We start from the raw sequence: 12,741 nt of genomic DNA on the forward strand, positions 1-12,741 counted from the left end.
GGACGTTTGTTCGAGCGACACGCTCAGCGCGCCACGCCGCGTTCGGCGCGGGCCCACGCGAGCTGGGCGGGCGTGAGGGCCCCGCCCGCGGGCGCTGCGGCGCTGCGTCCGCGCCACGCGTGGCACAGTGCGAGCGCCAGCGCATCCGCCGCATCGGCGGGCGACGGCGGCGCGTCCAGGCGCAGGATGCGCGCGACCATCGCCTGCACCTGCCGCTTGTCGGCGGAGCCGTAGCCGGTGATGGCCGCCTTCACCTCGCTGGGCGTGTGCGTCGCAGCCGGGATGCCCCGCTCGCCGGCCACCAGCAGCGCCACTCCGCTCGCCTGCGCGGTCCCCATGACGCTGCGGCGGTTGTGCTGGGCGAAGACGCGCTCGACGGCGACGACATCGGGGGCGTGGAGGTCGACGACGGAGCGGATGCCGCCGGCGATCGCCGCGAGGCGGTCCTCGATCGCGGCATCCGGCGCCGAGCGCACGACGCCGACGTGGACGAGCGTCGCGGAGCGATCGGGCCGCACGTCGACGACGCCGACGCCGCAGCGCGTCAGTCCCGGGTCGATGCCGAGGACGCGCTGGATTCCGCTGCGGGAGGAGCTGGTCACCTCTCCACGCTAGGCGGACGCGCGGGCGCGCCCCGGAAGGCGCGCCCGCCCCGCGTCACTCGTCGTCGTCGTCCTCGAGCTCGGACTGCACCTCGGCGGACAGGTCGAAGTTGCTGAAGACGTTCTGCACGTCGTCGCTGTCCTCGAGGGCGTCGATGAGACGGAAGATCTTGCGCGCGGTGTCGGCGTCGATCTCGACCTTCAGATTGGGGACGAACTCGACGTCGGCCGACTCGTATTCGATGCCGGCGTCCTGCAGGGCGCTGCGGACCGTGACCAGATCGGTCGCCTCGGTGAGGACCTCGAACCCCTGCGCGTGCGGCTCGACCTCTTCGGCGCCGGCGTCCAGGACCGCCATCATGACGTCGTCCTCGGTGGTGTCCTCACCCGAGACGACGATGACGCCCTTGCGTGTGAAGTTGTAGGCGACGCTTCCCGGGTCGGCGAGCGTGCCGCCGTTTCGCGTGAGGGCGGTGCGCACCTCGGCGGCGGCGCGGTTCTTGTTGTCGGTCAGACACTCGATCATGAGCGCCACGCCGTTGGGGCCGTAGCCCTCGTACATGATCGACGAGTACTCGACGGCCTCGCCGCCGATGCCCGCGCCGCGCTTGATCGCGCGGTCGATGTTGTCCTTCGGGACCGACGTCTTCTTCGCCTTGAGGACCGCGTCGTACAGGGTCGGGTTGCCCGCGAGATCGGGGCCGCCGAGCTTCGCAGCCACTTCGATGTTCTTGATGAGCTTGGCCCACGACTTGGCACGGCGCGCGTCGATGACGGCCTTCTTGTGCTTCGTCGTGGCCCACTTGGAGTGTCCGGACATGCGTTCCAGTCTATTCGCCGTCAGAGGGCGAACTCGAAGCCGAACCGCGACGAGAGCAGCGCCACGAGGTCGCGCGGGATCTTCGCGATGTAGGCCGGCGCGGGCGCCAGGGTGTCGGCCGATCCGATGAAGGGGAAGTACACCGGCCCGTCGGTGAGGGCTTCGACGTCGTCGCGGATCGCGACGATCTCGTCGCCGATGCGGCGCAGGGCGGGAAGCGTGATCGGCGATGCCAGCCGGAGCGTGTCGCTGATCGGCATCCGCCACTGCAGCATGTGCTCGCCGCGCCGGGGAGCCTCCGTCTGCGAAAGCGGGCCGAGGATGCGCCCCCACGCGCCGATCCCGGGGACGGGAAGCGTGCGGTCCCAGACGAAGAGCGTGTCGCCGGGCTCGGTGAAGCCGACCAGCTCGTGCGACCACTCGAAGCGGCGGTCATCGGATGCGACCGGCGCCATCAGCGCGTCGCCGACGATGCCGCGAGAGGGGGCGATCATCCAATAGCGCTCTTCGGGCCGATCGCGCCACCAGTCGTTGATCGTCATGCACCGAATCTACCCGGAGCGGGCGCAGCCCTCAGGCCGAGCGCACCGTGTCGAGGAACAGCGCATGGAATCGGTGCTCCCCGGTCACCTCGGGATGGAACGAGGTGCCGATCAGGTTCCCCTGGCGGACCGCGACGATCCGGCCGTCGTCGAGCGCGGCGAGGATCTCGGCGCGCTCCCCCGCCGATTCGACGAGGGGGGCGCGGATGAACACCGCGTGCACGGGAGGCTCGCCCAGCACCGGCACGTCGAGGTCGGTCTCGAAGGAGTCCACCTGGCTGCCGAAGGCGTTGCGCCGCACCGTCGCGTCGATGCCGCCGAAGGTCTGCTGTCCGGCGATGCCGTCCACGATGCGGTCGGCGAGCAGGATCAGTCCGGCGCACGTTCCGTACACCGGCAGCCCCGCGGCGATCGCGTCGCGGATGGGCTGCTGCATCCCGAAGGATCGCGACAGCTTGTCGATCACGCTGGACTCGCCGCCGGGCAGCACGAGCCCGTCCACGTCGGAGAGCTCGGCCGGCCGGCGCACCGGGGTGACGTCGGCGCCCAGGTCCGTGAGCACGCGCGCGTGCTCACGGACGTCGCCTTGCAGGGCGAGGACGCCGACGCGGGGGCGGGCCGCCATCGGCGCCGCTACCAGCCGCGCTCGGCGAGCCGGTGCGGAGCGGGCAGGTCGGCGACGTTGATGCCGACCATCGCGTCGCCCAGCCCGCGCGAGACGTCCGCGACGACCTTGGCGTCGTCGTAGAACGTGGTCGCCTTGACGATGGCCGCGGCGCGCTCGGCGGGGTTGCCGGACTTGAAGATGCCCGAGCCGACGAACACGCCGTCGGCGCCCAGCTGCATCATCATCGCAGCGTCGGCGGGGGTGGCCACGCCGCCGGCGACGAACAGCACGACCGGCAGCGTGCCCGTCTCGGCGATCTCGGCGACGAGCTCGTACGGGGCCTGCAGCTCCTTGGCCGCGACGTACAGCTCGTCCTTGGTCATCGACCGCAGCACGTTGATCTCGCTCGTGATCTTGCGGATGTGCTTGGTGGCCTCGGACACGTCGCCGGTGCCGGCCTCGCCCTTGGAGCGGATCATGGCGGCGCCCTCGTTGATGCGGCGCAGCGCCTCGCCGAGGTTGGTGGCGCCGCACACGAACGGCACGGTGTAGTTCCACTTGTCGATGTGGTTGACGTAGTCCGCCGGGGAGAGCACCTCGGACTCGTCGATGTAGTCCACGCCGAGCTCCTGCAGCACCTGGGCCTCGACGAAGTGGCCGATGCGGGCCTTGGCCATGACGGGGATCGACACCGACGCGATGATGTCGTCGATCAGGTCGGGGTCGCTCATGCGCGCCACGCCGCCCTGCGCCCGGATGTCGGCGGGCACGCGCTCGAGCGCCATGACCGCGACGGCGCCGGCGTCCTCGGCGATCTTCGCCTGCTCGGCGGTGACGACGTCCATGATGACGCCGCCCTTCAGCATCTCGGCGAGGCCGCGCTTGACGCGGCTCGATCCCGTCTCGGCTGTGCTCACGGTGGGTCCCTCCGGGGGTGGTGGGGAGTCGCGCCGATCTGGCGCGAACAATCGCTGTTTTGACCTAGGCCAAAAGATAGCATGGTCGGGCATGCCCTCCGCATGCGGAGAGGGACGCGAGTCATGGAGCTTCACATCCGCGGGCGATCGGCCTCCGAGATCGCCGAGAGCCTGCGTGAGCTGGTCGAGCGCGGCGACCTGCGCCCGGGCGACCCGCTCCCGCCCGTGCGGTCGCTCGCGGAGAGCCTGGGCGTCAACCGCAACACGGCCGTCGCCGCGTACCGGCATCTGACGCAGGCGGGGGTGCTCATCACCCGCGGACGCGGCGGGACCCGCGTCGCGGACCGCTCCCCCGTCGCGCAGGAGGGCTACGCCCCCGACAGCGTGCTGCGCGACATCGGCACCGGCAACCCCGATCCGGCGCTGATCCCCGACCCCTCGAAGGCGCTCGCCGGACTCGCCGGACGGCCGGTGCTGTACGGCGAGCCCGTCATCGATCCGGGACTGGAGACCTGGGCGCGCGACTGGATGGCCGCAGGGCTGGGACCGGCCGGCGACGCGGTGCGCCTGACCATCACCAGCGGCGCGGCCGACGCCGTGGAGCGCCTCCTCGCGCAGTCGCTCACGCGCGACGACGCCGTCGCCCTCGAGGACCCGTGCTTCCTGGCGAGCATCCACACGGTGCGCCTGGCCGGGTACCGCCCTGTCGCGGTTCCCGTCGACGACGAGGGCATGACCGCCGCCGGGCTCCGCGCCGCGCTCGAGCAGGGGGTGCGCGCCGTCGTGTGCACTCCCCGTGCGCAGAACCCCACCGGCGCGAGCCTGTCCGCGCGGCGGGCGGGCGAGCTGCGCGACGTGCTGCGCGAGCATCCCTACGTCCTGGTGATCGAGGACGACCACTTCTCCGCGCTCTCGCAGCGCCCGTTCCATTCGATCATCGGACCCGAGCACCGGCGGTGGGCGCTCGTGCGGTCGGTCTCGAAGTTCCTCGGGCCCGACATGTGCCTGGCGGTGACCGCATCCGACGCCGAGACGGCCGACCGGCTCGCGATGCGCCTGACGCCCGGCACCACGTGGGTCAGTCACCTGCTCCAGAGGCTCACTCACGCGCTCATGACGGACCCCGAGGTCCTCGCCCGCATCGAGGCGGCCGGCGCCCACTACGCCGAGCGCAACGCCGTGTTCGCGCGCATGCTCGGCGAGCGCGGCATCGAGGCCGCCGCCGGCGACGGACTGAACGTGTGGGTCGGGCTGCCGGCGGGCGCGGACGCCGTGTCCGCCCAGCTGATGCGGCGCGGATGGCTCGCGCGCGGCGGCGGCGAGTTCCAGCTGGACGCCGGCGACGCCGCCCGCCGTCTGCGGCTCACCGTGCACGACCTCGACGACGATGACCTCGCGCGCCTCGCCGACGACCTCGCGGCGGCCGGCGAGGCCGCCCGCTCGGTCCCGGCACGGGCCGACGCCGCCGGGATGCGATGATCGACCGGTGAAGATCCTCTCCATCCAGTCCGCCGTCGCCTACGGACACGTCGGGAACTCCGCCGCCGTCTTCCCGCTGCAGCGCATCGGGGTGGAGGTGATGCCGGTGTACACGGTGAACTTCTCCAACCACACCGGGTACGGGGCGTGGCGCGGCCCGCTGATCGCACCCGACGACGTGCGGGATGTCATCCAGGGCATCGAGGACCGCGGCGTGCTGCCGCAGATCGACGTTGTCCTCAGCGGCTACCAGGGCGGCGAGGGCATCGCCGATGTGATCCTCGACGCGGTCGCGCGCGTCAAGGAGGCCAACCCCGGCGCCGTCTACGCGTGCGATCCCGTCATGGGCAATGCCAAGAGCGGATGCTTCGTGGCCCCCGCCATCCCCGTGCTGCTGCGCGAGCGCGTGGTGCCCGCCGCCGACATCATCACGCCGAACCAGTTCGAGCTGGGGTTCCTCACCGGCACCGAGCCTCACGACCTGGCGTCCACGCTCGCGTCGGCCGATCGCGCCCGCGAGATGGGCCCGCGGACGGTCCTCGTCACGAGCGTGGAGCGCCCCGACCGCCCCGAGGGCACGATCGAGATGCTCGCCGTCACGGACGACGGCGCGTGGCTCGTGCAGACCCCGCACATCCCGATGAAGGCCAACGGCTCGGGCGACGTCACCGCGGCGCTGTTCACGGCGCACCTCGGCCGAACCGGCGATGCGGCCGACGCGCTCGCGCGCACCACCTCGAGCGTCTTCGATCTGCTCGCCCGCACGCACGAATCGGGGCAGCGCGAGCTGCAGCTCGTGGAGTCGCAGGAGGCCTACGCGCACCCGCGCATGCAGTTCGCCGTCACACAGGTGCGCTGAGTCAGTCCGCCGGCCAGGCGTGCGCGACGGCCTCGCGCACCTCGCCGAGCAGCTGCGGCAGCGCCTTGGTCTTGGCGATGATCGGGAAGAAGTTCGCATCCGACCCCCACCGCGGCACCACGTGCTGGTGCAGGTGCTCGTCGACGCCCGCTCCGGCCACGCTCCCCTGGTTCATGCCGATGTTGAAGCCCTCGCAGCGCGAGACGTGGCGCAGCACCCGCATCGCCGTCTGCGTGAGCTCCCCGATCTCGGCGACCTCTTCGTCGGTCGCCTGGTCGTAGGTCGCGATGTGGCGGTACGGGCACACCAGCAGATGACCGGAGTTGTACGGGAACAGGTTCAGCAGCACGTACGCGGTGCGGCCGCGATGGACGATCAGCCCGTCGGCGTCGTCCTTGCCCGGCGCCGCGCAGAACGGGCAGTCGGCCCGCATCGCGTCGGCGCCGGCGCGGATGTAGGCCATCCGGTGCGGCGTCCACAGACGCTGGAACTCGTCGGGGACCCCCGCGAACGACGCGGCGTCGGCCAGGGCGGATGCTTCCGGCGTCGCGTCGGCTGCGGCGCCGGATGCGTCCTGCGGGCTGGTCACGCGAGGTCCTCGGCGGTGTCGACGAGGGTCTTGCCCTCGATCGCACCCAGGATGAGCGAGACGGCGTCGTCCACGGGCACGCCGTTGGTCTGCGTGCCGTCGCGGAAGCGGAACGACACGGTGCCGCCGGAGCGGTCCTGCTCCCCCGCGATCAGCTGGATCGGCACCTTCTGCGTCGTGTGGGTGCGGATCTTCTTCTGCATGCGGTCGTCGGAGTGGTCCACCTCGGCCCGCACGCCGCTCGTGCGCAGACGCCGGACGATGTCCTCGAGATAGCCGGCGTACTCCTCGGCGACCGGGATGCCGACGACCTGGACGGGCGCCAGCCACACCGGGAACGCGCCGGCGTAGTGCTCGACGAGGATCGCGAAGAAGCGCTCGATCGAGCCGAAGAGCGCGCGGTGGATCATCACCGGGCGGTGCTTGGCGCCGTCGGGGCCGGTGTACTCGAGCTCGAAGCGCTCCGGCTGGTTGAAATCGAGCTGGATGGTCGACATCTGCCACGTGCGGCCGATGGCGTCCCGCGCCTGCACGGAGATCTTGGGACCGTAGAACGCGGCGCCGCCGGGATCCGGGACGAGCTCCAGGCCGGAGCCCTCGGCGACCTCGCGCAGCGTCTCCGTCGCCTCGGCCCACAGGGCGTCGTCGCCGATGAACTTCGGGTTGCCCTCCTCCTTGCTCGACAGCTCGAGATAGAAGTCGTTCAGGCCGTAGTCGCGCAGCGTCTGCAGCACGAAGTCCAGGCTGTGGGTGAGCTCGTCCTTGACCTGGTCGGGCGTGACGTAGATGTGGGTGTCGTCCTGGGTCATGCCGCGCACGCGCGTGAGCCCCGACAGGGTGCCGCTCTTCTCGTAGCGGTACACCGAGCCGAACTCGCTCAGCCGCAGCGGCAGCTCGCGGTAGCTACGTCCGCGGGCGCGGAAGATCAGGTTGTGGAACGGGCAGTTCATGGGCTTGAGGTAGTAGTCCTGGCCCTGCCGCGTGACGTTGCCGTCCTCGTCGTGCAGCGCGTCGAGGTGCATCGGCGGGTACATGCCGTCGGCGTACCACTGCAGGTGCCCGCTCGTCATGAACAGGTCGCCCTTGGTGATGTGCGGGGTGTTCACGACCTCGTAGCCGTTGGCGAGCAGGCGCTCGCGCATGTACCGCTCGATCTCGTAGCGGATGATCCCGCCCTTGGGGTGGAACACGCTCAGGCCCGGGCCGATCTCGTCCGGGAACGAGAAGAGGTCCAGCTCCAGTCCGAGCTTGCGGTGGTCGCGCTTGGCGGCCTCCTCGAGGCGGGTCTTGTACGCGCGCAGCTCGTCCTTCGTGGGCCACGCGGTGCCGTAGATGCGCTGCAGCTGCGGGTTCTTCTCGCTGCCCCGCCAGTAGGCACCCGCCACGCGCGTGATGTCCCAGCCGTTGCCGATCATGCGGGTGCCGGGGACGTGGGGTCCGCGGCACAGGTCCTTCCAGACGGTCTCACCGTCGCGGCTGACGTTGTCGTAGATGGTGAGCTCGCCGGCGCCGACCTCGACCGACGCACCCTCCGCCGCGTCGGCGGAGCCGCCCTTCAGCCCGATCAGCTCGAGCTTGAACGGCTCGTCGACCAGCTCGGCGCGGGCCTCGTCGTCGCTCACGACGCGTCGGACGAAGCGCTGGCCCTCGCGGACGATGCGCTCCATCTCCTTCTTGACCGCCTTGAGGTCCTCGGGCGTGAACGGCTCGTCGACGCCGAAGTCGTAGTAGAAGCCGTCCTGGATGGGTGGGCCGATGCCCAGGTTCGCCTGGGGCTTGATGCGCTGGACCGCCTGCGCGAGGACGTGCGCGGTCGAGTGGCGCAGGATGTCGAGGCCGTCCGCGCTGTCGACGGTGACCGGCTCGACGGCATCCGTCTCGTCGACCACGGCGGCGAGGTCTTTCAGCTCCCCGTTCACGCGCATCGCGACGACGGAGCGGTCGGGGAAGAGGGCGAAGCCGTCGGCGGGGTACGACACGTCCGACGGGATGGCGACGTCAGTCAAGGGAACTCTCCTGGGGATGGCTCGGATCAAGGCTACCCGCCCGCCCGCACGGCACTCGGCGCGCGAGGGCGGGGTTGTGCTCAGCTTCGGACGCTCGCGCGCCCTGCCCGCTCAGGCGCAGAGCGTTCGCGTGCCGACGACCGCGACGACGACGGTCGCGAGGGTCATCCGGCCCGGTTCCATGCGCCCAGTCTAGTCGGGTCGCCCCGCAGGCGTGCTCTCACCCGTGACGCGGCGGCGGTGCCTGCAATATGCTGAGCCCCATCCGGGGGCGGGGAGAGCTCCCCGGGTGCGACGACACGCGAGCACGACATCCTCTGGGGGTCGACATGGGCGATGGAGCAGCCGGGACCGACGTCCCGCAGGCGACGACCGAGCGGGTGCGACGGCCGCTGCGATGCGGCGAGCCGACCGTGTACGACCTCGTCACGGAGGACGGCGTCACCGTCCGCCTGACGCGCTTCGAGGGCGGGTCGAAGGGGCCCGTCATCCTCACTCCCGGCTTCGGGACGTCGGCGGTCGCGTACACCCTCGACACGACGGACACCAACTTCCCCGAGTATCTGTACGAGCACGGCTACGACGTGTGGATCTTCGAGTACCGCGCGAGCCCGCACCTCGCGTCGGCGAGCACGCAGTTCTCGCTCGACGCCATCGCCCAGTACGACTATCCGGCCGCGGTGGCGAAGGTGCGTGAGATCACCGGGGCCGAGTCCGTGCAGATCGTCGCGCACTGCATCGGCTCGCTCACGATGCTGATGTCGATGGGTCTCGGACTGACGGGCGTCCGCTCCGCCGTCGCGTCGCAGGTGACGCTGCATCCGCGCGGCGGGGCCCTGAACGAGTTCCGCTCCGGGATCTATGCCGCAAGCGTCATGAAGGCGCTCGGGATCGACACCCTCACCACCGAGGAGGACGACGACCCCTCGTGGCTCGACAAGCTGTACGAGAAGGCGCTCGCGCTCTATCCGGCCGGAGAGGAGGAGTGCGAGAGACCGTTCTGCCGACGGGTGATGTTCATGTACGGCGAGGTGTACGACCACGACCACCTCAACGAGGCGACGCACGAGCACCTCGAGGAGGCGTTCGGCGTGGCGAACATGACGACGTTCCTGCAGATCACGAAGATCCTGCGCGAGGACCACGCCGTCAGCCTCGACGGCGAGCACGACTACCTCGAGGACGTCGAGGGGCTGCGACTGCCGATCGCGTTCATCCACGGCGAGCACAACCGGCTCTTCGTGCCCGAGGGCAGCCGACTGACGTACGAGTTCCTGCGCGAGCGGAACGGCCCGGACCTCTACACGCGTCACGTGATCCCCGGCTACGCGCATATGGACTGCTTCATCGGCAAGGACGCCGCGCGCGACGTCTACCCGCTCATCACCGCCGAACTGGACCGCTTCAACTGATCAGGAGTGTGCACATGACCACCGTCGACGACCCGACGCCCGCGGCGACGGCACAGGACGGGGCCCTCGCGGACCTGTTCAGCTACCCGCTGATGTCCTCCCTCACCGAGCGCCGCACGCGCCGCATCCCGCGCGGCTTCTCGGTGGACGCCGGTCCGCTCAGCCACGTCAGCCCGAACGAGCCGGCCCCGCTGTCGAAGCTGGAGGAGGCCATCCTCGTGACGGTCATCGCCGGCATCACCGGCTCGACCACGCACGACGGGCCGCTGACCAAGCCCGACGGCACGCCCGAACTCGGCACGCCGTTCCTCAACATCCTCGCGCGCACCGCCAGCAGCGCCGACAACGCGCAGGCGACGTCGTTCTTCATGATCAACGACGACGGGATCTTCCTGATCAAGACGCCGACGCCGCAGCGCGCCCTCGAGCTCGCCGCCGAGCTGCCGCCGTCGTGGGGCGACTGGACCGAAGCGGACTGGCTCGCCGCCGCCGATGAAGCGCTCGTGCGGGTCTCGGACAAGCGTCTGGACTTCCCGCGGGAGTGGCCCTACTACCTGGGCTGGAACGCGCAGGCGTCGAATGCGCCCGGCACGACGGTGTTCTTCCCGGTGGTCGACTGCACGTGGCAGTACATCAACGCGCTCATCATCCTCGCGTGCGAGCCGGAGGGGAAGCGCCCGATCTTCCTCGACGACTGGCGCCCGTTCAAGCCGAAGGGCGTGGTGGAGTGGCTGGCGAAGATCGGCGGAGAGCTCGGTCTGACCGAGAAGATCCCGTACCAGCCGATCGGCGGGTTGAAGTGGGCCCGCAGCGGCTTCGTCAGCCGCGAGAACAGTGCGCCGCTGGGATTCGGCGGTGCTCTGCGCACGGACTACGAGGCGTTCTTCTACTTCCAGAACCTCATGCTCACGGGGCAGGCCATGGGGCTCGGCGGATGGATCCACGGATCGGTGTTCCCGCCGTACATCTGGCAGCGGGATCCGTCGAAGGGGTGGCACGGCCTCGGCTTCCGCATGGAGGAGCCCAAGAAGCATCGCTCGTGGCCGCCCGTCCCCGCCTCGCAGCCGAATCCGGTCGGCATCGACGGGATCCTCGAGAGCCTGACCCCGCCCTACGTGGGCTCGATGGACGAGGCCGTGGACCGGGTCGTGGAGATGAAGTACGGAAAGGACGGCCCCGGGTACGGCAACGAGGAGATCTGGGCGCGCTCCTACCGGAACCGCTCGGACGCGAAGGCGTACACGGACGAGGGCACGAAGTTCGGTCCGAAGCAGATCCAGTACGTCAAGGAGGCCTGCAACTACATCTGGGACACGTACGGGCGCTTCCCGGCGCACGTCGACGCGTTCTACAGTCCCGGGATGTTCCTGCAGTTCGCGCACCTCGAGATCGAGTACTACGACCGGTTCTTCGACCCCAAGCAGTACGCGCGTCAGGCGGCGCACGACGCGCTGTGGCACCCCTGACGCGGTGGCCGGCTACCCGGGCGGCTGCGGTTCGAACCGGATCCGCAGACCGCTGCGGGGCATGGGGAAGATCTCGCGCGACAGCGTGAGGTCCTGCTCGGGAACCGACCACACACCCCGCCGCAGTGCGAGGGCGAGGTACAGCTTCGTGGCGACGGTCACCATGTCCTCACCCGGGCAGCGGTGTCCCGCCCGGTCGCCGTCGCCCTGGGGCACGTAGCTTCCGGGGGCGAGCTTCGCCTCTCGTTCGGGGGTGAACCGTTCGGGGTCGAAGACGTCCGGCTCGGCGAAGACGTCGGGGTTGCGCATCGTGATGTGGATCGCGCCGATCGCGCCCCAGCCCGCGGGGATGCGGTATCCGCCTACCTCCATCGGGGCGGTGACGCGCCCGAAGTTCGTCGAGGCGTTCATCGGGTAGTACCGGCGCACCTCCTTCGAGATCGCGCCCAGGTACTCGAGCCTGTCGAGGTCGTCGAGGGTGAGGTCGCCGTCGGGTGCGACCGCGAGCGCCTCGGCGCGCGCCCGCTCCATGATCTCGGGATTCCGGCCGAGGGCCATCGTCGCGAACGTCAGCGGCACGGTCAGCCCCGACTGGCCGGCGAACAGCAGGAACACCATGTCGTGGCGCAGCTCACGCGGGTCGACGCCGCGTGAGCGGGCGGAGTCGATCATGCGCGAGAGCGCGTCGTCCCGGGGTTCGGCGAGGTGGCGGTCGAGGGTGTCGTCGATGAGCGCCATGAGGTCGCGCCGTGCTCGCACCGCTCGTCCGTACTGCGTCCAGGGCAGCGGGATCGGCAGGGTCGTGAACGCCCCCGAGAACGCCGGCAGGAAGCGGAGCAGTCGCTCGACGTCCGCGGGCTGCGGGTCGACCAGGTACATCGCAGCGGTGTTCTCGGCGGTGAAGCGGCTCAGACTCTCGCGCACCGACACATCGGGCTGGGCCCTCCATCGGTCGAGCATGCGCTCGAGCCCCGCCTGCATCCCGGGCAGGTAGTGCGCGATCGCCTCGCGCCGCCACACCCCGTCCAGGATCGACAGCTTGCGCTCGCGGAAGTGCGGGCCGTCGGTGACCGCGACGGAGCTGTCGAACATCTGCGCGACCGGCAGGGGGTGCGCCCCGATGCGCTCGATGCGGGGATCCGTGGCGAACCGGTGGAACGCCTCGGGACCCGAGAACACGGCGAAGTCGATGCCGAACAGCCGGGTCTTGAAGACGGGCCCGTACCGGTCGAACCGATCGCGGAAGAACTGATGGTTGTCCTTGAGGATCGCCGCGGACTCGCCGAGCCAGGGCAGGCCGAGACGCCCGGGGGGCACAGCGGATTCGTTCGCCACGGTCGTCCTCCACGCGCCCCTGGTCCGGCGGATGACCTTCTTGTCAGGGGCGGATCGCGTCCCACATAATAGCGCCTAATGGACGACCCATCCGCGAGTTCCATCCA

The 12,741-nt window shown here is 70.4% G+C and carries 12 protein-coding genes; 4 read left to right on the plus strand and 8 right to left on the minus strand.

The features are described 5' to 3' along the window. Positions 1-23: 23 nt before the first annotated feature. From ruvC to pdxS, 5 genes are read right to left on the minus strand one after another with little or no spacing between them, the layout of a single operon-like run. A complete protein-coding gene (ruvC, locus tag HD594_RS11090; protein WP_271171200.1) occupies positions 24-602 on the minus strand; it encodes a crossover junction endodeoxyribonuclease RuvC in 579 nt (192 codons plus the stop codon). A gap of 55 nt (positions 603-657) precedes the next feature. Next, positions 658-1,422: a YebC/PmpR family DNA-binding transcriptional regulator gene (locus HD594_RS11095; protein WP_184751023.1), complete on the minus strand. Its 765-nt coding sequence runs from the start codon at positions 1,420-1,422 to the stop codon at positions 658-660. 20 nt (positions 1,423-1,442) lie between these two features. Beyond that, a complete protein-coding gene (locus tag HD594_RS11100; protein WP_184751024.1) occupies positions 1,443-1,964 on the minus strand; it encodes a hypothetical protein in 522 nt (173 codons plus the stop codon). Positions 1,965-1,995: 31 nt separating this feature from the next. Beyond that, the gene (gene pdxT, locus HD594_RS11105) at positions 1,996-2,589 is read right to left on the minus strand and encodes a pyridoxal 5'-phosphate synthase glutaminase subunit PdxT (protein WP_184751025.1); all 594 of its coding nucleotides are present in this window, start codon (positions 2,587-2,589) and stop codon (positions 1,996-1,998) included. An 8-nt stretch (positions 2,590-2,597) separates the two neighbouring features. Further along, a complete protein-coding gene (gene pdxS, locus HD594_RS11110) occupies positions 2,598-3,488 on the minus strand; it encodes a pyridoxal 5'-phosphate synthase lyase subunit PdxS (protein ID WP_184751026.1) in 891 nt (296 codons plus the stop codon). Between the two features lie 123 nt (positions 3,489-3,611). Between pdxS and HD594_RS11115 the strand changes: the two genes are divergently transcribed. Next, complete coding sequence (locus HD594_RS11115) at positions 3,612-4,967, plus strand: aminotransferase class I/II-fold pyridoxal phosphate-dependent enzyme (protein ID WP_184751027.1); 1,356 nt, start codon at positions 3,612-3,614, stop codon at positions 4,965-4,967. Positions 4,968-4,974: 7 nt separating this feature from the next. Continuing rightward, entirely contained in the window at positions 4,975-5,826 is an 852-nt protein-coding gene (gene pdxY, locus HD594_RS11120) for a pyridoxal kinase PdxY (RefSeq protein ID WP_184751028.1), read from the plus strand. A gap of 1 nt (position 5,827) precedes the next feature. Here the strand turns inward: pdxY and HD594_RS11125 are convergent, their stop codons facing one another. Together HD594_RS11125 and thrS are read right to left on the minus strand one after the other, a co-directional pair. Beyond that, on the minus strand, positions 5,828-6,415 hold the full coding sequence (locus HD594_RS11125; RefSeq protein WP_373877190.1) for an HIT family protein: 588 nt from the start codon (positions 6,413-6,415) through the stop codon (positions 5,828-5,830). Further along, positions 6,412-8,340, minus strand: a complete 1,929-nt coding sequence (gene thrS, locus HD594_RS11130) for a threonine--tRNA ligase (RefSeq protein WP_373877192.1) — start codon at positions 8,338-8,340, stop codon at positions 6,412-6,414. The genes HD594_RS11125 and thrS overlap by 4 nt, the downstream gene beginning before the upstream one ends. A gap of 410 nt (positions 8,341-8,750) precedes the next feature. Between thrS and HD594_RS11135 the strand changes: the two genes are divergently transcribed. Further along, complete coding sequence (locus HD594_RS11135) at positions 8,751-9,833, plus strand: alpha/beta fold hydrolase (protein WP_184751030.1); 1,083 nt, start codon at positions 8,751-8,753, stop codon at positions 9,831-9,833. Between the two features lie 14 nt (positions 9,834-9,847). Beyond that, a complete protein-coding gene (locus tag HD594_RS11140; RefSeq protein ID WP_184751031.1) occupies positions 9,848-11,299 on the plus strand; it encodes a hypothetical protein in 1,452 nt (483 codons plus the stop codon). Between the two features lie 12 nt (positions 11,300-11,311). Here HD594_RS11140 and HD594_RS11145 read toward each other — a convergent pair whose 3' ends face one another. Further along, entirely contained in the window at positions 11,312-12,634 is a 1,323-nt protein-coding gene (locus HD594_RS11145; RefSeq protein ID WP_184751032.1) for a cytochrome P450, read from the minus strand. Between the last annotated feature and the right edge of the window lie 107 nt (positions 12,635-12,741).

The organism is Microbacterium thalassium, from assembly GCF_014208045.1.
Classification (GTDB): Bacteria; Actinomycetota; Actinomycetes; order Actinomycetales; family Microbacteriaceae; genus Microbacterium; species Microbacterium thalassium.

Excerpts from the sequence above, each read along its gene's own strand:
- HD594_RS11095 (WP_184751023.1), bottom strand. The coding sequence starts at position 1,422 with ATGTCCGGACACTCCAAGTGGGCCACGACGAAGCACAAGAAGGCCGTC.
- HD594_RS11100 (WP_184751024.1), bottom strand. The coding sequence starts at position 1,964 with ATGACGATCAACGACTGGTGGCGCGATCGGCCCGAAGAGCGCTATTGG.
- pdxT (WP_184751025.1), bottom strand. The coding sequence starts at position 2,589 with ATGGCGGCCCGCCCCCGCGTCGGCGTCCTCGCCCTGCAAGGCGACGTC.
- HD594_RS11115 (WP_184751027.1), top strand. The coding sequence starts at position 3,612 with ATGGAGCTTCACATCCGCGGGCGATCGGCCTCCGAGATCGCCGAGAGC.
- thrS (WP_373877192.1), bottom strand. The coding sequence starts at position 8,340 with ATGCGCGTGAACGGGGAGCTGAAAGACCTCGCCGCCGTGGTCGACGAG.
- HD594_RS11135 (WP_184751030.1), top strand. The coding sequence starts at position 8,751 with ATGGGCGATGGAGCAGCCGGGACCGACGTCCCGCAGGCGACGACCGAG.
- HD594_RS11140 (WP_184751031.1), top strand. The coding sequence starts at position 9,848 with ATGACCACCGTCGACGACCCGACGCCCGCGGCGACGGCACAGGACGGG.